A 20,412-nucleotide genomic window follows, 5' to 3' on the forward strand; every position below is an offset into this window, starting at 1 on the left:
AGATGATTCCTGTACTAGACGGGGGTCATCTTTTTTCGGTTTCATTGAGGAAGGTCCGATGCTCTTGTGTATCCTCGGCTATACGTTTATAGGAAGTGGGTTTGCAGGGGCTATTTTCACCCACACGTACGACATGAAGGCTTTCGGATGACCCTTAGCATTCTTCTTCAATACATATTTTTGGCTTATGTTCTCGCCTCCATCACTAACTCTAGTGTACAAAAAAGTACCCAACGCTGTGCATCTTTTTTCAAAGTGTCCAGTGTATGGGTACCGGTATAGTCCAGTCCGTTCTCTTTTTTAAAAGATTGCTTACACCCATCCGAACGCTCTGGCCGCTTGGGCGGTGGCGAATGTAACCAGGAGGGCGATAGCCAGGGGGATAAGGGCGGAAAGGATCGTCCATTTCGTGCTCTTGGTTTCTTTATAAATGTTGTACAGGGTCGTGCCGCACGGGTAGTGAAGCAGCGAAAACAGCATCATATTAAGCGCCGTCAGCCAGGTCCAGCCATGCTGCAGGAAGAGATCTTTGATGTTGTCCAGCCCGTCCGCATCGACCATGGCGCCCGAGGACATGTAGCCCATGAGCAGAATCGGCAGAACGATTTCATTGGCCGGCAGGCCGAGTATAAATGCCATGATGATATAGCCGTCCAGACCGATCAGATGGGCGAAAGGATCGAAGAAAGCCGCCGTATGGGCAAGGATGCTCGTTCCGCCAATCATGATGTTGCCCAGAATCCAGGTGATGATTCCGGCGGGAGCCGCCACGATTACCGCGCGTTTGAGCACGGCCCACGATTTGTCGCGCGAGGCGAGCAGGATCGTTTTCCACATCTGGGGTTTCCGGTACGGGGGAAGCTCCAGCGTGTAGTGCGTCGGCACACCGCGCAGAGCCGTTTTGGACAGCGCCCACGACACGGACAAGGTAATTACGATGCCGAATAGCACCAGCCCCATGACGAACAGAGCGGTTCCTAAAGTCTGCCAGCCCCCTGAGGCGCCAGCCGCCATGAAAAGAGAGGACAGCAGGATCAGTGTAGGCCAGCGGCCGTTGCACGGGACGAAGTTGTTCGTCAGGATGGCCAGCATTCTTTCGCGCGGGGATTCGATGATCCGCGTGGACAAGATGGCCGCCGCATTGCAGCCGAAGCCCATCGACATCGTCAGGGCTTGTTTGCCGTGTCCGCCGGACTTCTTGAACAGGCGGTCCATGTTGAACGCGACCCGGGGGAGATAGCCGAAATTTTCAAGCAGCGCGAAAATCGGGAAGAAGATCGCCATGGGCGGAAGCATAACGGAGATTACCCAGGCGGTACCCCGGAAAAAGCCGAGAACGAGTATGCCGTGAAGCCATGCGGGCGCATGGACGGCTTGGAAACCTGCCGTCAGATAGCCTTCGATTACACCGAAGAAATCCGCGATCCAGCCGGAAGGAACGTTGGCCCCGGCAATCGTGATCCAGAAGATCGCGCCGAGCACCGCAAACATGATGGGGTAGCCCCACAGCTTGGAAGTCAGAATTTTGTCGAGCTTATGTGTGCTCGCAAGCTTTTTCCTGTCTTCATAGCGGACGGCCGCGTTGCAGATGTCGCAGCTTGTTTTATAAATGTCGCTTACAATTTCGTCCCGGATGGAACTGCCGCTCGTGATGGTCTGCGCCATGGATAACAGGGAATCGATCGGATCGGGCCGGTTAGTTGCATGCGGTGTGGCCATAGCTCATCACCCCCTGTCCTTGTGCCGCCGCCGCGCCGTTTAGCCTCTGTTTCAGCGAGGCGATGAGGTTCTCGTCTCCGTCAAGCAGTCGAAGCGCGACCCAGCGGGCCGGATAACGGGCTCCGAGCGTCTCGCGGACGAAAGGCTCCAGTTCCCGGACCTGGCGCTCGATTTCTTCGCTGTAGGGGATAGGCGGAGGCTCGGGATGAATGACGCCTTCCGCCACCTTTTCGACGAGATCGAGCATGGGGCCGATGCCTTTGTTGTTGCGTGCGGAAATAGCGGCCACGGGCACGCCGAGCCTCTCGCGGATCTGATCCAGATCAATCTTGATCCCGAGCTTCTCGGCTTCGTCCATCAGATTGATGCAGACAACGGCTCGGCTGGTCATTTCTAAGACCTGCAGCGCAAGATTCAAATTCCGCTCCAGCGAAGTCGCGTCGAGCACGACCAGCGTGACGTCCGGCTGCTCGAAAATGATGTAATCCCTGGCGGCTTCCTCATCCGCCGAATTCGAATACAGGGAATACGTGCCGGGCAGATCAATGAGCTTGTATAAAATTCCGTTCCGCTCAAATTCGCCTTCGGCGGTCAGCACGGTTTTACCGGCCCAGTTCCCCGTATGCTGCCGGAGTCCCGTCAGCCGGTTAAACAGCGTGCTTTTGCCGGTGTTCGGGTTGCCGGCCAGTGCTACGGTATAGGTTCTCACAGACTGTCGCCTCCTTCCGGCTCCGTGTAAATGAGCGAACTTTCTTCTTTCCGGAGCGCGATGGTTGTATTGCTGACACGGAAAGCGGTCGGATCGCCGAGCGGGCTTCGCTGGATCACTTCCACGCGGTTACCCGGGACGAATCCGAGATCAAGGAGCCGTCTTCGCATTCCTCCCTGTACCTCGATCCGGCTTAACCGGACAACGCTTCCTACCTTGACCTGGTCCAATGACAATTCCGATAAAGACATAGGGCTCACCTTCCTTTTTCCCTTCGGACAAACTGTTTGCCGAGCGCAAAATTTTAGTTATGAAAATACACCTTCCGTTAACGTTGCTTTATGATGTTAGTATAGGCAAACAGTTTTTGACTGTCAACAAAAAGTTTCTCAAGGGAAAGATTTTTAGTGGAAGGAATAAAGCGGGGATGGCCGCCCGTAAACGAATGTCCTAATTAGTTAGCCACATTTTATGTGAAAGCAAAAAGGGGGAACCTTGTTCGCCCTAAAAAACTTGATTTTATTTTGAATGAAACGATAGGGTCCGGAGCGGGTCTGTTCCGTTTAGCAGGGGGGACGGAGAAGCGGTACAGCTTCGTGCCGGGCGTTCGGATACTAACTGAACGTTAGTGCCTTTTTGCGGCGAAGTTGGTAAACTAACAGGTATGAAGCGGCTGATTGGAATAACATTCCGGAATTTTATGTAAGGAGGAGTAAGACATGCCTAACGATTTTTTTATTTCGGACCATCATTTCGGGCATAAACTTATTATCGATTTCGAGTCCCGGCCTTTTGCGGATGCGGACGAAATGACGGACGTCATGATTCAAAAATGGAATGCCGTAGTCGGAAGCGAAGACAAGGTGTTTCATCTGGGGGATTTTTCGTTTCTGAATCAGGAAAGGACACAAGAAATCGTCGGAAAGCTGAACGGCTATAAATTTCTTGTTCTGGGCAATCACGACAGAGGCAGGTCCCGGTCCTGGTGGCTGGACGCCGGATTTGACGAAGTGAGCGAATACCCGGTTCTGTACAAAGACTTCTTCCTGCTGTCGCACGAACCGGTTTATATGAACAAACACATGCCGTACGTCAATGTGCACGGTCATATCCATGGACAGAAGTATGAGGGCAAGAACTATTTCAACGTGTGCGTGGAGCACTGGGACTATACTCCGCTGACCTTCGAACAGATCCGGGATGCGGTCGTCGTCAGCGAGGAGCAGGCATGATAGCCGTATATGCGGGAAGCTTCGATCCCATTACCCTCGGACATACGTCGGTCATTGATAGAGCTACCAATCTGTTCGACGAGCTTCACATTCTGGTTGCCAACAACCGCGCCAAGAAGCATCATTTTACGATCGGGCAGAGGACCGAACTGGTGAGGCTTTCCATTCCGCCGGGCAAAAGGATCAAAATCGTCGCTTTCGAAGGGATCGTAGCGGATTATGTCAATGAAACGGGAGCCAAGGCGATTGTCCGCGGCATCCGCAACGCGACGGATTTCGAGTACGAGATGCAGCTGGAACAGTATATCCGGAATACCACGAAAGCCGATACCGTCTATTTATCGCCGTATACGCCGAATATGCAGACGAGCAGTTCTCTGGTCCGGATGTTTATTGCGACGGGAAAAGTGGAACCGGCCGGAGCTTTTATGGTCGAGGCTGCTTTCGAGCAGATGAGAATTTATGAGAGCGAGAACAAGTAGAGACGAAGCGGAAGCGGGTAAGCTCGGGCCCGGACCCGGGCCTTTCTGTTCCTTTTCCATTCTCCGAGAGGGTACGTCTGTTTTCGCTGCGGCGGAGGGAGGGTACTGGCCCGGGCGGATCGTGTGGGCTGCGCTCATGGCTTATCCGGCGAAAGCTCGGCCAGGTTCAACGGGTTATTTCTCTATGGCTGGCATCCGCCCCGGAATTCCCCGGAAACCTGCAGTCAAGTCCAACCGGACGGGTTCTGCGGGCTTTTTTTGCTATTCATTGGCATTTAATCTCTCCGGCAGAGGCCTTTCCCTCTCTATTTCTATTATTTTTCATTTTTAGCTATTAATCTTGTATTTTATAATAATTGCGCTTATGATGAAATTGTTTTAGAGGTCAACCATGTTTACACCGGTTCAGCTTCAAGAATTTATAGCGAGTAGGGAAAAATATGGCCATAAATGATAACGTTTTAATTAAAATCCGCCAAATGAAAACGAGCCTGACTCCCGTCGAGAAAGCGGTGGGCGAGTACATCCTGGAGAACGTGGAGGAAATCCCGCATCTCTCGATCAAAAATCTGGCCCGGCTGACGAAGACCAGCGACGCCTCCGTGCTGCGGTTCTGCAAAACGATAGGATATTCGGGCTACCGCAGCTTTATCGTCAGCATTTCGGCTTCCCTCGGCTCTATGCATGAAGAGGATACGAATCCGTACCGGGATATCCAGCCGGGAGATGACCTGTCCACGATTATTCTGAATATTTCCCGCACCAACAGCCAGTCCATTGAAGATACTTTGCAGGTGATCAACAAGAGCGAGATTGCGCGGGCCGTAGAGGTGCTGCGCTCGTGCAGGCGGATTGCCTTCTTCGGAATCGGAGCCTCCGGTCTGGTCGGAATCGATGCTGAGCAGAAATTTTCGCGGATCAACAAGATGTGTCACACCTATACGGACGGGCACAGTATGCTGACGGCGGCAACGCTTCTGGAGAAAGGCGATGTGGCCATCTTCATCTCCAATTCGGGAGAGACCGTCGAGATTCTCGACGCGCTGGAAATCGCCAAAAAGAACGGCGCCTGTCTGATCGCCGTAACGAAGTATACGAAAAGCCGGCTGGCCGATCAGGCGAACATCTTGCTCAGCATTTCCACGCCGGAAATAACGATCCGCAGCGGCGCGATGGGTTCCCGGATAGCCATGCTGACCGTCGTGGATATTCTTTTCGCGGGGGTAGCAAGCGCGGAATACAAACACGTGAAAAAATATTTAACCAAAACGCACAATATTGTGGCGGGGAAGCAGCGGCGTTATTGAATCGAAAGAGGCGGCCCCGCGCTTCCAGGAGGAATTGCAGATCGTGATGAAGGACACGGACCTGCCTTCGGTAGTCGAGTTCGGCCGGATTGACGACAACGGCTGCTGACCTCCCGTCCTGCCGACTGCAACCCTGGCATAAACCGCCGTCGAATCGAATAAGTCAAATCAAGGACCGAATAGGTCCTTTTTATTTTGCGCGAAAAGAAGAGGGAAATGCCGCAGGGCAAGGAGAAAAAGAAAATAAAACAACAATAAAACATTTCATCATAAAATATTATTTCAAAAACTGTTGACCAAACTGAAATTTCTCGTTAAGATGAAATCAAGAAGTTGAACTAAACAGATGGGGGGGAGAAAGCTGTGGATGAGTATCTGGCGAGACTAACGACCGAAGAGATCAACGAGAAAACACAAAGGATAGACGAATATACGACGGAACAGATGCTGCGTCTGATGAACGAACAGGATGCGACGGTTCCGGCTGCGGTTGCGGCTGAAATACCGCAAATTGTGAAAGCGGTTGATATTTTGCATGAAGTGCTTAAAAACGGCGGCAGAATGTTCTATATCGGAGCGGGATCTTCGGGCAGGCTCGGTGTACTCGACGCATCTGAATGTCCTCCAACTTTCGGTATCGATCCTCTGCGGGTGCAGGGGCATATCGCCGGAGGAGATGGGGCACTAAGAATAGCTGTTGAAGGTTTTGAGGACAATAAAGATGAGGGAATCGCCCTTATCGAACGGTGCGGCGTAACGGACAAAGACGCGGTAATCGGAATCACGGCCAGCGGAAGCGCGCAATTTGTCATTGCCGGTTTGAACAAGGCAAGGGAAATCGGAGCGGCGACCATCGGTCTGGTGAACAACAAACATTCCAAACTCGAATCCGTTTGCGACGTGTGCATTGCCCCGGTTGTCGGGCCGGAAGTCATTATGGGATCGACCCGGTTGAAAGCGGGTACGGCACAGAAGCTGGTCCTGAATATGCTGACGACCTGTACGATGGTGAAGCTCGGCAAAACCTACAACAATCTGATGGTGGACCTGAAAGCCAGCAACATCAAGCTGAAAGACCGCTCCGTACGCATCATAAAAGCGGCCACGGGCGTGGATGACAAGACGGCTGCTGCGGTTTTGGAAAGCGCTTCCATGAGTTGTAAGCTGGCGATCATGATGATCAAAAGCGGCTTGGACGCGGCTTCGGCGCAGCGGGTGCTGGATCAGTGCGAAGGCAGTTTAAAAGCGGCAATACGAACCACGACCAACGTGGTATAAATTTTCATATCCTTGGGGGAGGCTTGTTATTTATGAAAAGAAAATTGCGTGCAGCAGCATCGGTATTGGCGTTAACCATGGCAATGTCCACACTGGCGGCTTGCGGAGATTCCGGTAAAAAAGAAGGCGGCGCGGCGGGCGATCCGAACGCCAAGGACACCATCACGGCCCTGCTTCCGCCGGTTTCCGCGACCTACCAGAACAATTTTGCCCAGATGTCGAAAGATTTCAATGCGCTGTATCCGAACCTGACGCTGAAAATCGAACCGGCAAGCTGGGAAGACATTACACAGAAGCTCGATACGCAGGTGAATGCGGGCAGCCCTCCTGATATCGCGTTCATGGGTTCCGACGGCATTTCCAAGTATATGCAGCAGGAAATGATGATGGACATCAAGGATGTGGCCACCAAAGAAATGGTGGAAGATTTCGATCAGGCTCCGCTTGAGTATATGAAGAAAGGCGACGGCCTTTACGGCTTCCCGGGCTATATGGAAGTTCACGCGATCGGCGGCAACCGCGAATACCTCGAGAAAGCGGGCATCGACTGGAAGAAAGTCCAGAAAGACGGCTGGACGTTTGACGAGTTCCGCGAAGCGATCAAGAAAGGCGTCGTTTCCGAAGGCGGCAAAACATCCCGTTACGGTTTCGTGTTTGCGACTGCGGGCGTAGCGTCTAAAGACTATCTGAACATCCTGATCAAAAATGCGGGCATGCCTGCACCGTTCACCAAAGATCTGAAATACGCTTACACCAGCAAAAACTATCTCGAAGTGTTAAAAGATATCCGTACGATGATCGATGACGGCTCCATGCCGAAAGAGCTCAGCTCCATCGACGCCGGTAAACGCTGGAACATGTTCCTGACCGGTCAAACCATGATTACGGGTAAAGGCCTGGCGACGTTCGAGAACTCCGCCAAGAAAAACAACGAGAAGCTGAAAGCCAATGACGGCAGCGCTGTCAAAGGAAGCGTCCCGGTTGAATACACGGTCCTGCCGGTTCCGACCTTCGCCGGACAAAAACCGCAGTCCAGCGTAGCGGTCGACGGTTACGTGACTTTCCGCGGCTCGAAAGAACCGACGGCCGAGCATAAAGCCAACGTCGTAAAAGCGGCCTACTTCCTTGCAAGCGGTAAAGTAGCGGCAACGACGAACAACGACCTGTTTGTCGCTCACATTACGAAGAGCGGCAAGAAAGAAGCCGAAAGCATGACCGTTAACCGCGATGCCGATAACAAAGCGGCGGTTGAAACGATGCTGAAAAACGCGGCTCCTGCCCGTCCGGATATCCCGGCCGACCTGGGCGCCAAAGCGATCAAGCTGGAAGAAGAAGTCATCATTCCTAAGCTGCAGGCGTTAATTTCGGGAGAAATGACTCCGGAAGCGATGTACGAAGCGGTTAAAGCGGCAGCCGTGCAAACGTTCGGCGCGGACGGTGTCGTAAAAGAATAGAGAGTTTGATTCGGATAGCCGTGTGCCTCAACATGCGGCTATCTGAATATGTAGAATGAATTAGAGGATGGAGAGGGGTGCGAGAGATGACTCAACCAGCTAAACCGGTGAAAAGACGGAAAATCAGAGGAGACGGCGCCTGGGGCTATGCCTTTATCGCGGTTGCGCTTCTCGTCTATGCGCTGTTTACGGCTTATCCGGTTATTAGTGCCTTTATCATTAGCTTTCAGAAATACAGACCGCTGGGGTCCACCTTTATCGGGTTCGACAATTATACGGCGACCTTTAAAGACCCGCTGTTCTGGAAATCCGTCGTAAATACGATCGTGTATACGGTTTTGACGGTGCCTGTCGCCTTGTTCCTTTCTTTTGCGGTTGCGATCCTGATTCTTCCGCTCAAGAAAAAGCTGCAGACGACATTCAAAGCGATTTACTATTTGCCTGCCGTAGCTTCCGGCGTTGCCTTGTCGGTCGTATGGCTGTGGATTTTCGACCCGATGCCGTCGGGTATTCTGAACAAACTGATCAGCTATATCGGGATCAGCAACCAGAACTGGCTTGGATCAAGCGCTACCGCAATGTTCTCATTGGTACTCATGGCCTGGCTTTCCAGTCACGGCACAAGCATTATTATTTACTTGGCCGCGCTGCTGGGTATTGATGAGAGTTATTACGAGGCAGCCGAGCTTGACGGAGCGTCCTTTATTAAAAAGCTCTGGTATATCGTTATTCCATGCTTGAAACCGACTACTTTGTTCCTGCTCGTAACGGGCGTTATCGGCTCGTTCCAGGTTTTCCAGAACGCGTATCTTATGACGGGCGGCGGTCCGGACAATGCGACGACGATGGTCGGCCTGCTCGTATTCAACAATGCATTCAAATACTTCGACTTCGGCAAAGCGGCCGCACAGTCCCTGATTTTGGCCTTCATTATCGCGGGGATCTCATTGGTTCAGTTCAAATTCCTCGGCAAAGAAGTGGAATATTGAGGAAAGGGGGGGCGAGATATGGCGCTCTATAACAATCACGCAGGAAATCGCGCGGCTAGATACAGCCGGAATACGGTCATTATCGTAATTCTTACCCTGTTTGCTCTGGCTACGATTTTCCCGATTTACTTTATGCTTATTTCTTCCTTTGGAGATCCGATCGAGGCTGGCGCGGTGAGCTATTCCCTGCTTCCAACCAAATTTACACTGGAATCCTACAAGTTTTTCTTCGATTATAGCGAGTATTCCATCCGCTGGCTGCTCAACTCTCTGATCGTAGCCACGACCGTGATGGTGTCCAATGTGATTTTCGCCAGTATGGCCGGGTATGCCTTCTCGAAAATCAAATTCAAAGGCAGAGCGATGCTGTTTACCATCCTATTGATCGCGATGATGATTCCGTATCAGGTTACACAAGTTCCGCTTTATATCCTGATCGTAAACATCTTTCATATTCAAAATACGTATAGCGCGCTTATTCTGCCGGGTCTGGTGACGGTGTATAACATCTTCCTTGCCAAGCAGTTCATGAGCAGCATTCCGACCGAGATTATCGAAAGCGCCAAGATTGAAGGCTGTAATCAGTTCCAGATTTATTTCCGGGTCATTCTTCCGTTGTCCAAAACGGTATTGGCCGTTATGGCTATCCTGACGTTCATGGACAGCTGGAACACGTTCTTCTGGCCGTTCCTCGTAACCAATACGATGGATATGCAGACCATTCAAGTCGGACTTAAAAACTTCCGGTTTGCGAACACGACTTATTTTGCTCCGATGATGGCGGGTGCCACCATCTCCGCCCTGCCGATGTTCGTTCTCTTCTTCAGCCTGCAGAGATACTTCCTGGAAGGTGTCACTGTCGGTGCGGTGAAGGGATAACACAAGCGCGCCGATTCGGCTATCTCCGTTAATCGTAACGTAAATAGCGGGCGGGCCGAATCACAGCGTACTAAACCAAGACGGGCTTTTGTTCCGAAAAGCGGCCCGCATGCAGGCATCCGAACCTTCCTTCGATGCCGGTGCGGGTGCTTTGTCCGAGAATCTCGGCGGATTACAGGGGCCCGTTTTTTATAGGCGGAGATCGGGACTTGCGGTATTTTCAAGCCGGATGAGTTTGCAGCGGCGGACATAACAGGTTTATGAGGCATAAGGAGGGAGTAGCGACATGATCGAAACATGGAATGAATCCTATTCGGACGCGGTGATCCGGCTGTGGAACACGGAAGCCGTTAAGGACGGCTACAAAGAACTGACCGGCCGGAGCTTTAACGAGATTTTCCTGTCCAGTCCATACTTTGACAAAGACAATACGTTCGTTATGCGCGAAGAGGACGGAACCGTCACGGGTTTCGCCTGCGGCTGCACAGGCGACGACCTGCCTTTGGGCGCCGTCGCCGGCTATATCACCTGCATCGTGTTGTCTGAGGACCGTCAGACAGATGCGAATTACCGCCTGCTGCTGGAAGCGCTTGAAGGGCGGTTCCGGCAGCTCGGCAAAAAGCAGGCCGACGTTCTTTTCTTCAATCCGATGATGCTGCCGTGGTACATCCCGGATACGCCGGGGCACGAACACAACAATGCTCCGGGGGTTCCGGCGGACAGCCGTTTGTACGGATTTCTGCTCGGTGAGGGGTATATCGAACGTGCCAGGGAATGCGCCATGTACCTGAATCTGTCGGGATTTTCTATTCCGGACGAGATCCGGGCCAAGGAAGAGCGGACCGCCGCCGACGGATATACGGTCGGACTTTTCGATCCCGCCCGGCATGAGGGCATAGAGGCCATGCTGCAGGGCTTCGACAACCCGCTGTGGCAGAAAGAAATTGCCGCCGGCACGGCAAACGGCGTGCCCGTCGTTATCGCGGCCCACCGGGGACAAGCGATCGGCTTCGCCGGCCCCGTTATCCGGCAGGCAAGCGGCCGCGGCTATTTTGCCGGCATCGGCGTTCATCCCGATCATGAAGGGCACGGGCTGGGCAGCCTTCTTTTCTTCAGGCTGTGCGAAGCCTTTAAGGGCATAGGGACGGAGTACATGTCCCTGTATACGGGAAGCACCAACCCGGCCATCCGAATTTACGAGAAGGCGGGCTTCAAAACCGTGAAACAATTCGCCGTCATGCGAAAGGCGTTGTAGGGCGGTTCTCCGCTCCGTGCAGCTTTGGCCAGGTCCTCAGCCGATGCGGCTGTACGGGACGGCTCGTTTTAACCAACCGTAGAAGGTATCCTCCTAGGAGGATGCCTTTTTTTTCTATTCAATAACACGATGACAAAAGTAGATCAAAAAAAGGAAAAAATATAAAAACAATCTAATATTTTAATGAAATCCCTTTAATAATCATGGATTCCTTCTTATAATGACGATAGCAGGCTTTTTAGTTTACGATGAGCCGCAAACGGTACAGCTTAGAACAGTTTACCGAACCGGTCAGGACGCACTTCCTTTGAGATTGAAATCACCCGGACCGGCTCCTTGTACAAATAAGCGCGAGGGAAGGAACGATGGGAATGGAAGCGGAACTGGAACGGTTGAAACGGCTCGTTTTTCAACTCTTATTAACGACGGAGAACCGGACGACGGATTTTCTCGAACTGATTACGGGAGAGACCATGATTCCTTCGGTTCTGAAGCAGTCAACGGCCACTCAGGCACCCTTATTGGCGGTGAAAGAAGGGACGCGGGATGCGGTACTTAGAGAATCGCTTCTTCGCACGGAAAAAAGCGGCCTTGTCGTTTCCCAGAACATCGCGGTGATGTATCCCGATTTTATCCCTCTGCCGATCAATTTAAAGCTTGCGCAAAAAAAGGAAGGTATCGGCAAAATCATGCGGGATTTGAACATCCGCAACACCCGAACCATTCTGGACTTCGGATGGAGAAAGCCGGAGCATACGACCGATCTGACCGGAAATCCTTATTCCGTTACCTTTGCGGACAACCCGGCCGTTCCGTATAAACAATACACCATCACTTTTGAAGAGTTCAATACGCCGGGTTTGCATCTGCTGGAATACTTCAATCCGCGGATGCTCGAAGGTAAGGAGATTGCTGCGGGGCAGGAAGTTTATAACGCGAGAGTCAACTAAACGGAGTGAAGAAAGTTGGCAGTAAAAAGACACTGAATTTGTTCAGTGTCTTTTTTATGTGAAATCTCCTATAAAATTGATTATTTATATAGAATAGGATTAAAAAGTAATCATATTACCATAAAAAGCAATCAAAACCTACTTACATTCAAATTGGGTAAAAGGTAAGATTTAAACAAGTAAAGCAAATAAAGTAAAAAGAACTAAAAAGTTGAATCCACATTCCGTTCTACCGGGAGGGAAGAAAGTGCATTCGATACAAGAGGAAAAAGATCATAGAAGATTCTTAAAACAAACGATCGAGCATTACAAACTAGGGAAATATTTTCCAGAAAAGCTGATTCTTATGGCCAAATCTAATCCTGTAAGCTTTGATTGGATGAGGCATACCGAACACGGGACGATCGTTTTCTTGATGAGCGCCTCCTGTTCTGCCTGCAACATGGATCTCGTGATTTCCTTTATGAGCAGTCACCCCGGATTTAACTACTGCATCCTTTTCGAAGGAAACCAGGAGTCGGTGGAGGATCTGCGCAAGGAGCTCGATCCGGAGGTACGGATTCACCGGTGCGAAACGGCTAAACTGCAAACCCAGCTCCAGGTAAATGCGGTCCCTTACGCGATTGTGCTCAACAAAGTCGGACAGGCTGTCGGGGCGGATATTTTTGACAAGATGGCAAACTTGAACCGCGCGGCTGCCCCCTTGATCCGGGTCTATAACAATCTGAATCCGGACAAATGAAATCGCTTGCAATGACGATTCGGACGACATGGAGCGCTTTTTCCAGGGTGTACGCGTTTAACAAAATCATCGTTCTTTTCTCCTTGTTCGCTTACGTCTTCTCGGCTGTTCAAGCGAATGTAAGCGTTTATCTCAGCAAGTTAATCGTAGATCAGCTGACGATTAAAAACTTCTATCTGCTGATGGGCGGTATTGTGCTTTTAATCTTATTTCAACTGACGCGGGTGGCTTTGGATGCGTACGCTCAGCTGAAGAGCCGTAAGATGAGCCTGATGTTTGCCATCCAGTGCGAGGGCAAGCTCATCGACCTTGTAGAGAAGACGGACTTGATCGAGAAAGAGCACCCGCGATTCAAAGGCGATTTTTCTTACTGGTCTTACAGCAACAATAAATATTACGATACATACCTAATCGCTATCGGCCTGATCAAACAAATCATACTCGCATCCTTGAGCTTGTTCTTTCTTCTTCATTCTTATTGGCTTACGGGAATTCTCGCTCTACTGGTCGGTACGTGGAGAGGGATTTACGATCTGCTGGCCGTACGCCGGCGGGTTGAAATCGATGAGCAGCTTATGAGGAACACGCGGAGCCATCATTATTATTACGATCTCCTTACAAATTCCGAGACCCAGAAAGAAATGATGCTGTTCCGGTTGTTCCCTTACTTTAGAAAGCGCTGGCTGGAAAAGAAAATGGAGTCAGCGGAGCTGCAAATCAAGCTTGAGAAGCTGAATCATCAACGGACTTTTCGCGGCGAACTTCTCTCGATCTTAAACACTGCGGCAGTTACGGTCATAACCGCTTACTTGATTTATAAAGGTTCTTTGAGCATCGGTGATTACGTGGCCATAACGATGGCGCTCAGCATGACGGAAAACAATATCAGTTCCTTGTTCACTTCTTACTCGAGATTAAAAGAATACTGCACGCACATCGAGAAGCTGAAGGTGATTGAAGAGAACAACGAGGTGGCCGTCGGTGCCGAGAAAAACGTCCGGAGCAAACCGTTTGTTTTCGAAAAGGACATCCGGATTCAAGACTTATCTTTCCGGTATCCGAACCAGGATCAGCCCGCTCTAAACGGGATCAGCGCTGAAATCAAGAAAGGAGAAGTTGTCGCCATTCTGGGCGAGAACGGCTCCGGCAAATCGACGCTCATTAAGCTGCTTCTCGGGCTGTATCAAACGGAAGAAGACTCGATCTTTTACGACGATGTCAGTTTGAAGAAGTTGGACCGATTTCAGATGTGGCAAAAAAGCAGTGCTGTATTCCAGGACTTTATCCGGTACATGACGGACGTAAGAGAAAATGTGGCTGCCGGCAATATAGGCGAAATCCAAGATTCGGAGAAACTCGAACAGATGCTTGCCAGAGTCGGTTTGGCCGATGCCTTCAAACACGGTCTGAACAGCCGGTTGGGGTTTCTGGATGACGGTGCCGTCAATCTGTCGGGAGGACAATGGCAAAGACTCGCTTTATCCCGCGTTTTCGTACGGGACGACGATGACCTTGTCGTGTTCGATGAACCGACCGCCGCCTTGGACCCGCTTAGCGAAGTCCGCTTGATGAATGAACTTCTGAGCCACTTTAAAGGCAAAACCGTTCTCCTCATTTCCCATCGGGTCGGAGTCGCACGTAATGCGGACCGCATTATCGTGATGGAGCGCGGACGAATTGCCGAGACCGGAAATCACGAAGAACTGCTGGAACGTCAAGGTCTCTACAGCGAGATATGGAATCAGCAGAAACAGTGGTATGTGTAACGAACTTACAAGGAGGGAAATATCCATGACGTCATCTGCCAAACCGTCCCGCTTGTCGGATACCGGTCTGCCTTTAGGCGCCTCGCTGCCCGAACTTCCGGACTACTTGAAGGAAGGCATGGGGGCTGCCCGGAATCAATCGTGCACTATTCGAGTCCTGCTGTTCGCCTCCGTTTATTGCACGCATTGCATAGATCTGCTGCCTCATCTCCAAACGATCGCGGAGAATCATCCCACTTTTTCTTTCGGTCTCTTCACTACCGGAGACGAAGAGGACCATCGCAGCATGAAGGAGTATTTCGGCTGGGATTTTCCTGTGAGCACGATGGATCAAAGCGATATGGAAGCTTATTTCCAAGTTACTGCGCTGCCTTTTATGATGCTTATCGACAAGTCGGACATTATAGCGGCCAAAGGTGTCATCTACAATGCCGATGATTTTGAACAGATCCTGCGAACCAGCGGAATTCATTTGACTTAAAAGCGGTATCACGGTGCCTGTCACCTTGACGATACAATCCACCTATGAAAGGAGGTGAATACAATGGCTTGTAAATGTCCGGATGGAGAAGTTCTGGCTGAGTCCAGAGCTTGCTTGACTGGTTACTGCACGGCTAACGGTACTCAATACCCTAAAATTTTGACTTCTACCAAAACGATTGGCTGCACTAGCGGCACCTGGGAAACAGTAGTTTGCACGTTCAATGCTGGCTGCTGCTACTAAGCACTACAAAGGAGAAGGGCGATTGTCCCTTCTCTTTTATTCCATTTCAAAGGGGTTGCGTGTATTGAACGCTCAAATACTCGTCTGCGATCAGATTACGAACAATACTTTACTGGGAGGCCATGTCTTAGGCACGGTATTGAATCAAGTGTCTATTCCGGCGCTGCCCTATGTGATAGAAATGCATGTCCTGATCAAATTGTTTGATTTGCCGCGTGATGAATTTGTCGATACCGCTTTAATCATTACAAACTCGTCGGGCGAAATGATTGATCGTACTCCGGCTACCGTTCTGCGTAATTACAGAGGGGAAGATCAGGTTCCCGGAGTCGATCAGGATGTATCCCTCCACTTGATCGTGACGGAACCGGGGATTATTTACATCCGGTGTATCATAAACGGAGAAGAAGCGGCCTGGTACCCGTTAACGATTCGTCTGCAAGAACAAAAAGTCTCTTGAATGCCGGTTACAGTTGCCGCGCTATAGAGAAATGGGTGATCATACATTGGTTCAGTGGTTAGGCTATGTTCTGGATATGACTATGTCGGTTCTGTTTTTCATGCCGTTTTACATAAAAGCCATCCGGTTCCGCAATTTCCGAATCGAGTTGTACTCCTACGGCATACTTCCCCGTTCTCTCGTTTCGATAGCGGCTTTGGTCGTGTTGTCAGTGGAGTTCGTCCTGTTTCTTTCGTTTGCCATAGGATTGTTCGGAGGGTGGAGGGAGCTTGCCGCAATCGTTCTGCTTGCCGCGTTTGCCTTCTTTTCATGGCGGAAAACAAAACTTACGGGCGTCGATACTTGTGCCTGTTACGGAGAGATCGCATTTCTGAATCGATCCCCGGTTTACCGCAATGCCGTTCTAATCGGATTGCTGGCGGCGGGTTTGCTGCTGCCTGCTCCCGAACAGGATGGATACGCCAGGATCAATTCGCTTCTTTTTGTAATGGCTCTGTCGATTTCAATCGGGCTGCTTCAATCCGCATGGAACCATAGGAAGAGGAGGAAGCGCCGTGAGCAATCTGCTGTTCCTATGTAATCTGGTATGGTTTCTGGCTTGTGTGCTGCTCTTGTTCATTCAAAAGCGAAAAGAGCGTGACGAAGTAACCGCATTGATCGGAGAAATCAAACGACTTTCGAGCAGGCAGCGAAGCGTGACGAGGATTTTATTCGCGGATTATAAGGACCCTGCATTCCAAAAGATCGACTCTCTGCTCTCGACGAGTGCCGACGGTCCCGACTATATCGTGGTGATCGATGCTCCGTCCTGGCTGATTGCGGCCAGGGAAAAGAAGTGGACGAGACACGAGACGATAGATGCCAGAATGATAGCATCCACGCGCAAAAGCGGGGTTATTGTGACTCGCGGCGGAAAGTACGCCGTTTACGACGAAGCGGCTGCATATTTGGCGTACACGTCATCGTAAGCAGTAAAGGTAAATAAAATAATCTCATTCGCGGTTGGAATAGCCACCTACTTGACGAGCAAACAACAAAGCACGCAAATTCCTGTAAAGGAATGAGTGTGCTTTACATTTGTCCGACAGAAAGCCAAACCGGGCAAAAAGCCTCCTCATTTGCGAAATACCAACAAAAGCTTCCGGAAGACCGAGCCTTATGGAAAATTTATAATTGATAATGAGAACCGTTATCAATTATAATAAACGGAAAATGAAACCAGCATTGTTCCGAGGAGTTGGTGAAATCGATGCGGGCAGACAACCATTTATTCCTTTGGAATCAGGCTTCCGTTAAAATCTTGGACGTCCGCTGCATAGCGTTGATTTCGGACGGGGATTTTCGGTCATGGATAATGCCGGCCTGTTGTTTTATGTACACGGTGAGCGGGAGAGCGTGTGTACGAATGGATGGCGAGCTTTTTCAGATAAGCGGTTTTCATGTTCTGCATGGGGGCAAAGGCAGCCGCGTAGATATTTATGCGGTTGAAGAACCGTTCAGCTATTATCTGCTCTATTACAAAGCGTATTTTCCTGTCCCTTTACGAAAAGAAGCGGCTGAGATGGCGGACGGCTGTAATCCGTTTCAGCTGCAGTATGGCCTTACGCCGCATCATCCTCTTTCTCTGATGAGCAAAATCCGGCTTATGCATCAGGAATGGGTGACGCAGGGAAATCTGGAGCGGCTTCATGTAAAAGCGCTGTTTTACCAGTTCGTGCATGAATTGTTGGCCCAGGTTCACGCACGCAACATTCCGGCAGCAAAAGCGGATGTCGCGGAGCAAGCCCGCCGCTATCTGCAGGAAAATTACACGGAGCCTATTACCCTAGAGAAATTAGCGGAACTGCTGGACAGCAGCCCCCGGCATTTAACCAGATTGTTCAAACGCAAAACCGGCACAAGCCCGATTGATTATATGATCCGGCTCCGCTTGGACAAAGCGAAGGAAATGCTGCTGGCGACGGATATGACATTGCAGGAAATTGCCGAAAGCATCGGGTATCCCGACAGTTATTCGTTGGCTAAAATGTTCAAAAAACAGGTAGGAATTGCGCCGATCCGCTACCGGACGGAAAAAAGAAACAGGAGAAGTTGTCCCGATTTGCCATCGGATACGGCCGTATTTGACATTGCGGGAAAAGATAGGCTGAATTATATTGAATATGATAATCATTCTCAATATAAAAAGGAGCTAAACTTCCCCATGTTATACAGCAGAAGACCTTCCGCGGCAATCACTTTGCTGCTTTGCTTGATGATCCTGCTCAGTGCCTGTTCGACTGGAAAGACGAGCGGATCCGCGAACAGCAACTCGCTTCCTTCGCCAAGTCCGCCTCCTGTTGCCGCCAATACCGACAGCAGTCAGACTGTGCCAAGCAAGCCTGCGACTAAGATGATTTCCACCGCCAAAGGCGATGTCGAAATTCCCGTGAATCCCAAACGGGTCGTCGTTTTGTATTTATTGGGCGATGTACTGGCTTTCGATGTGATGCCCGTGGGGATATCGGACGTTTACAAAGGAGCGGCGTTTGAAAAGGAACTGTCGGGAGTCCGGTCGCTCGGCGAATGGTTCAAACCAAGTCCGGAAGCCGTGCTTGCCCTGGAACCCGATCTGATTATCGCCCCTTCGGAAGAGACCTACGGAATGTTGAACAAAATTGCGCCTACCGTCTACCTCCCTTATGAACAGATGACGATGGAGGAACGGTTGAATAAGCTTGCGGAAGCGCTGGGTAAGGAGAAGGAATCCGCCAAACTGCTGGACAACTTCCATAAGAAGGTGGAACAAAGCAAACAAAAGCTGAAACAGGCGGGGATTTATGATAAAACCGTTACCATCATGGAAGGCGGGAAAAGCAGCATGACCGTCATTTCATCACGAAACTACGGCCGCGGTTCCCAGGTCATCTATGAATATTTAGGCATGAAAGCACCTGCTGTCCTTCAAAAAGAAATCGATGCCGTGAGCAAAGCGGCGAGCTCGAAGAACGTTTCGTTGGAAGTGCTCAATCAATATTCGGGCGATTATGTGTTCCGTTCGTCGTACGAAGGGATGGAGGATTTGTCCCAAAATCCTGTCTGGAATCAAATTCCCGCGGTGAAGGAAGGGCGGCTAACCGAGATGAGTTTCGGTTTGTCGTACTACAACGACATTTATTCGCTGGACAAGCAGTTGGATTTTGTTATGGAAAACCTGCTGGCGAAGGGGGAAAAGCAGGTAAACTGAATACGCAAACGGTCCGCGATTAGGATTTGCCGATCTTGCTTACAGACAAGAAAACCACAGCCCGTACAGGCTGTGGTATTTCCTATAGGGAAACAAAGTCGTTTTTAGAGTACCGCCTTTTCCGTATGTCTTGATTACTTGACGATCGGCTCCGTAACCTCTCTGCGCAGCAGAGCGATCTCATGTTTGTACGGAGCGTTTTTATATTTAACGGGACCGATGGAGGGTGTCTCCAACAGTTTAGGCACTTGATCGAACTGGGGGTGATGGACGATATAATCAAGGGCTTTAAGCCCGATGAAACCGTGTCCGATGTTCTCATGCCGGTCCTTGCGGGAGCCCCGTTCATTTTTGGAATCATTGACATGAATGACCTGAATGCGGTCCAGCCCGACGATTTGATCGAATTCATGCAGAACTCCGTCGAAATCCTCGGCGATATTGTATCCGGCATCGTGGATATGACACGTATCGAGGCAGACGGATAGCCGCTCATTATGGGTGACTCCGTCGATGATCTCAGCAAGCTCTTCGAACGTTCGGCCGCATTCCGTTCCTTTGCCCGCCATCGTTTCGAGTGAAACTTGGACGTCCCTTTTTTCCGTCAGAACCTCATTCAACCCCTCGATTATTCTCCGAATCCCGGCTTTGGCTCCGGCTCCCCTATGTGCACCCGGGTGAAGGACGATTTGATTCGATCCCAACGCTTCCGTCCGCTGAATCTCAGAACGCAGAAACTCGATGCTGTGCTCGAAAGTCCGCGTATTCACGGTATTTCCCAAATTAATGAGAAAAGGGGCGTGAACCACGATATTCGAAATGCCATGGGCTTTCATATGCGCTTTCCCCGCTTCAAGGTTGAACGCTTCAATAGGTTTACGGCGTGTATTTTGCGGGGCACCCGTATAAATCAGAAAAGTCGTTGCGCCGTAGGATGCCGCTTCTTCGCTTGCCCGCAGCAGCATCGTTGTCCCGCTCATGGAGACATGCGAACCGATAAGGAGAGACATGTTCTCGCCCCCTGTCACTGTAAGTTGTGTTGGTAATGAAAGAACGTCCGGTCAGGTGTCCTTTACGCTTGAAAGGAACAGCCTGACGGCATGTGAATTAGAACCGTTCAATACTAGTCTATCAGCTGATGGGACCCGCGTTTAGAGGGAGTTGCAGGGAAACCCAAAAAGGCCAGGAAAGTTCCGTGGCCTATTGCGGCAATACCTGATCGGAATACTGAATGTGCCGA

General features: G+C 50.6%; 20 protein-coding genes. 16 read left to right on the plus strand and 4 right to left on the minus strand.

Going from position 1 to position 20,412, the window contains the following annotated elements; all coding sequences use genetic code 11:
- Window positions 1-312: 312 nt before the first annotated feature.
- The 3 genes from HMPREF1207_RS23245 to HMPREF1207_RS23255 are packed head-to-tail and all read right to left on the minus strand — an operon-like array spanning window position 313 to window position 2,679.
- The gene (locus HMPREF1207_RS23245; protein ID WP_009675503.1) at window positions 313-1,719 is read right to left on the minus strand and encodes a nucleoside recognition domain-containing protein; all 1,407 of its coding nucleotides are present in this window, start codon (window positions 1,717-1,719) and stop codon (window positions 313-315) included.
- The gene (locus HMPREF1207_RS23250) at window positions 1,697-2,428 is read right to left on the minus strand and encodes a FeoB small GTPase domain-containing protein (RefSeq protein ID WP_009675588.1); all 732 of its coding nucleotides are present in this window, start codon (window positions 2,426-2,428) and stop codon (window positions 1,697-1,699) included. Before HMPREF1207_RS23250 ends, HMPREF1207_RS23245 begins: the two co-directional genes overlap by 23 nt.
- A complete protein-coding gene (locus HMPREF1207_RS23255; RefSeq protein WP_009675529.1) occupies window positions 2,425-2,679 on the minus strand; it encodes a FeoA family protein in 255 nt (84 codons plus the stop codon). Before HMPREF1207_RS23255 ends, HMPREF1207_RS23250 begins: the two co-directional genes overlap by 4 nt.
- A gap of 468 nt (window positions 2,680-3,147) precedes the next feature.
- Here HMPREF1207_RS23255 and HMPREF1207_RS23260 point away from each other — a divergent pair, with 468 nt between their 5' ends.
- From HMPREF1207_RS23260 to HMPREF1207_RS23335, 16 genes are all read left to right on the plus strand, one after another.
- Entirely contained in the window at window positions 3,148-3,660 is a 513-nt protein-coding gene (locus tag HMPREF1207_RS23260; RefSeq protein ID WP_016424013.1) for a metallophosphoesterase, read from the plus strand.
- Complete coding sequence (coaD, locus tag HMPREF1207_RS23265) at window positions 3,657-4,142, plus strand: pantetheine-phosphate adenylyltransferase (RefSeq protein ID WP_009675589.1); 486 nt, start codon at window positions 3,657-3,659, stop codon at window positions 4,140-4,142. The genes HMPREF1207_RS23260 and coaD overlap by 4 nt, the downstream gene beginning before the upstream one ends.
- 440 nt (window positions 4,143-4,582) lie before the next feature.
- Entirely contained in the window at window positions 4,583-5,449 is an 867-nt protein-coding gene (locus tag HMPREF1207_RS23270) for a MurR/RpiR family transcriptional regulator (RefSeq protein WP_009675485.1), read from the plus strand.
- A gap of 363 nt (window positions 5,450-5,812) precedes the next feature.
- Entirely contained in the window at window positions 5,813-6,727 is a 915-nt protein-coding gene (murQ, locus tag HMPREF1207_RS23275; RefSeq protein WP_009675524.1) for an N-acetylmuramic acid 6-phosphate etherase, read from the plus strand.
- Window positions 6,728-6,759: 32 nt separating this feature from the next.
- Window positions 6,760-8,181, plus strand: coding sequence for an ABC transporter substrate-binding protein (locus tag HMPREF1207_RS23280; protein ID WP_009675609.1), 1,422 nt, complete (start codon window positions 6,760-6,762; stop codon window positions 8,179-8,181).
- Window positions 8,182-8,267: 86 nt separating this feature from the next.
- Window positions 8,268-9,170: a carbohydrate ABC transporter permease gene (locus tag HMPREF1207_RS23285; RefSeq protein WP_016424014.1), complete on the plus strand. Its 903-nt coding sequence runs from the start codon at window positions 8,268-8,270 to the stop codon at window positions 9,168-9,170.
- A gap of 18 nt (window positions 9,171-9,188) precedes the next feature.
- A complete protein-coding gene (locus HMPREF1207_RS23290) occupies window positions 9,189-10,049 on the plus strand; it encodes a carbohydrate ABC transporter permease (RefSeq protein WP_009675553.1) in 861 nt (286 codons plus the stop codon).
- Window positions 10,050-10,335: 286 nt separating this feature from the next.
- On the plus strand, window positions 10,336-11,304 hold the full coding sequence (locus HMPREF1207_RS23295) for a GNAT family N-acetyltransferase (protein ID WP_009675504.1): 969 nt from the start codon (window positions 10,336-10,338) through the stop codon (window positions 11,302-11,304).
- Between the two features lie 365 nt (window positions 11,305-11,669).
- Complete coding sequence (locus tag HMPREF1207_RS23300; protein WP_009675516.1) at window positions 11,670-12,254, plus strand: hypothetical protein; 585 nt, start codon at window positions 11,670-11,672, stop codon at window positions 12,252-12,254.
- A 247-nt stretch (window positions 12,255-12,501) separates the two neighbouring features.
- Complete coding sequence (locus HMPREF1207_RS23305) at window positions 12,502-12,996, plus strand: hypothetical protein (RefSeq protein ID WP_016424015.1); 495 nt, start codon at window positions 12,502-12,504, stop codon at window positions 12,994-12,996.
- Window positions 12,997-13,007: 11 nt separating this feature from the next.
- Window positions 13,008-14,762, plus strand: coding sequence for an ATP-binding cassette domain-containing protein (locus tag HMPREF1207_RS23310; protein WP_231392129.1), 1,755 nt, complete (start codon window positions 13,008-13,010; stop codon window positions 14,760-14,762).
- A gap of 25 nt (window positions 14,763-14,787) precedes the next feature.
- The gene (locus HMPREF1207_RS23315; protein WP_009671947.1) at window positions 14,788-15,243 is read left to right on the plus strand and encodes a TlpA family protein disulfide reductase; all 456 of its coding nucleotides are present in this window, start codon (window positions 14,788-14,790) and stop codon (window positions 15,241-15,243) included.
- 307 nt (window positions 15,244-15,550) lie between these two features.
- Entirely contained in the window at window positions 15,551-15,946 is a 396-nt protein-coding gene (locus tag HMPREF1207_RS23320; protein ID WP_231392130.1) for a hypothetical protein, read from the plus strand.
- 46 nt (window positions 15,947-15,992) lie between these two features.
- Window positions 15,993-16,526 (plus strand): MauE/DoxX family redox-associated membrane protein, encoded by a 534-nt coding sequence (locus HMPREF1207_RS23325; protein ID WP_138918128.1) that lies wholly within the window; start codon window positions 15,993-15,995, stop codon window positions 16,524-16,526.
- On the plus strand, window positions 16,501-16,914 hold the full coding sequence (locus HMPREF1207_RS23330; protein ID WP_009671948.1) for a hypothetical protein: 414 nt from the start codon (window positions 16,501-16,503) through the stop codon (window positions 16,912-16,914). Before HMPREF1207_RS23325 ends, HMPREF1207_RS23330 begins: the two co-directional genes overlap by 26 nt.
- A 437-nt stretch (window positions 16,915-17,351) precedes the next feature.
- Window positions 17,352-19,172, plus strand: coding sequence for an AraC family transcriptional regulator (locus HMPREF1207_RS23335; RefSeq protein ID WP_009671951.1), 1,821 nt, complete (start codon window positions 17,352-17,354; stop codon window positions 19,170-19,172).
- Between the two features lie 134 nt (window positions 19,173-19,306).
- On the opposite strand, the gene HMPREF1207_RS23340 is transcribed toward HMPREF1207_RS23335, so the two are convergent.
- Entirely contained in the window at window positions 19,307-20,182 is an 876-nt protein-coding gene (locus HMPREF1207_RS23340) for a deoxyribonuclease IV (protein WP_009671964.1), read from the minus strand.
- Window positions 20,183-20,412 lie beyond the last annotated feature (230 nt).

This window comes from Paenibacillus sp. HGH0039 (genome assembly GCF_000411255.1).
In the GTDB taxonomy this organism is placed as follows: domain Bacteria; phylum Bacillota; class Bacilli; order Paenibacillales; family NBRC-103111; genus Paenibacillus_F.

Bases quoted from the DNA above. Each gene is read 5' to 3' on its own strand.
- HMPREF1207_RS23245 (WP_009675503.1), bottom strand. From the start codon at position 1,719: ATGGCCACACCGCATGCAACTAACCGGCCCGATCCGATCGATTCCCTG.
- HMPREF1207_RS23255 (WP_009675529.1), bottom strand. From the start codon at position 2,679: ATGTCTTTATCGGAATTGTCATTGGACCAGGTCAAGGTAGGAAGCGTT.
- HMPREF1207_RS23260 (WP_016424013.1), top strand. From the start codon at position 3,148: ATGCCTAACGATTTTTTTATTTCGGACCATCATTTCGGGCATAAACTT.
- coaD (WP_009675589.1), top strand. From the start codon at position 3,657: ATGATAGCCGTATATGCGGGAAGCTTCGATCCCATTACCCTCGGACAT.
- HMPREF1207_RS23270 (WP_009675485.1), top strand. From the start codon at position 4,583: ATGGCCATAAATGATAACGTTTTAATTAAAATCCGCCAAATGAAAACG.
- HMPREF1207_RS23280 (WP_009675609.1), top strand. From the start codon at position 6,760: ATGAAAAGAAAATTGCGTGCAGCAGCATCGGTATTGGCGTTAACCATG.
- HMPREF1207_RS23285 (WP_016424014.1), top strand. From the start codon at position 8,268: ATGACTCAACCAGCTAAACCGGTGAAAAGACGGAAAATCAGAGGAGAC.
- HMPREF1207_RS23290 (WP_009675553.1), top strand. From the start codon at position 9,189: ATGGCGCTCTATAACAATCACGCAGGAAATCGCGCGGCTAGATACAGC.
- HMPREF1207_RS23295 (WP_009675504.1), top strand. From the start codon at position 10,336: ATGATCGAAACATGGAATGAATCCTATTCGGACGCGGTGATCCGGCTG.
- HMPREF1207_RS23300 (WP_009675516.1), top strand. From the start codon at position 11,670: ATGGGAATGGAAGCGGAACTGGAACGGTTGAAACGGCTCGTTTTTCAA.
- HMPREF1207_RS23310 (WP_231392129.1), top strand. From the start codon at position 13,008: ATGACGATTCGGACGACATGGAGCGCTTTTTCCAGGGTGTACGCGTTT.
- HMPREF1207_RS23315 (WP_009671947.1), top strand. From the start codon at position 14,788: ATGACGTCATCTGCCAAACCGTCCCGCTTGTCGGATACCGGTCTGCCT.
- HMPREF1207_RS23335 (WP_009671951.1), top strand. From the start codon at position 17,352: ATGGATGGCGAGCTTTTTCAGATAAGCGGTTTTCATGTTCTGCATGGG.
- HMPREF1207_RS23340 (WP_009671964.1), bottom strand. From the start codon at position 20,182: ATGTCTCTCCTTATCGGTTCGCATGTCTCCATGAGCGGGACAACGATG.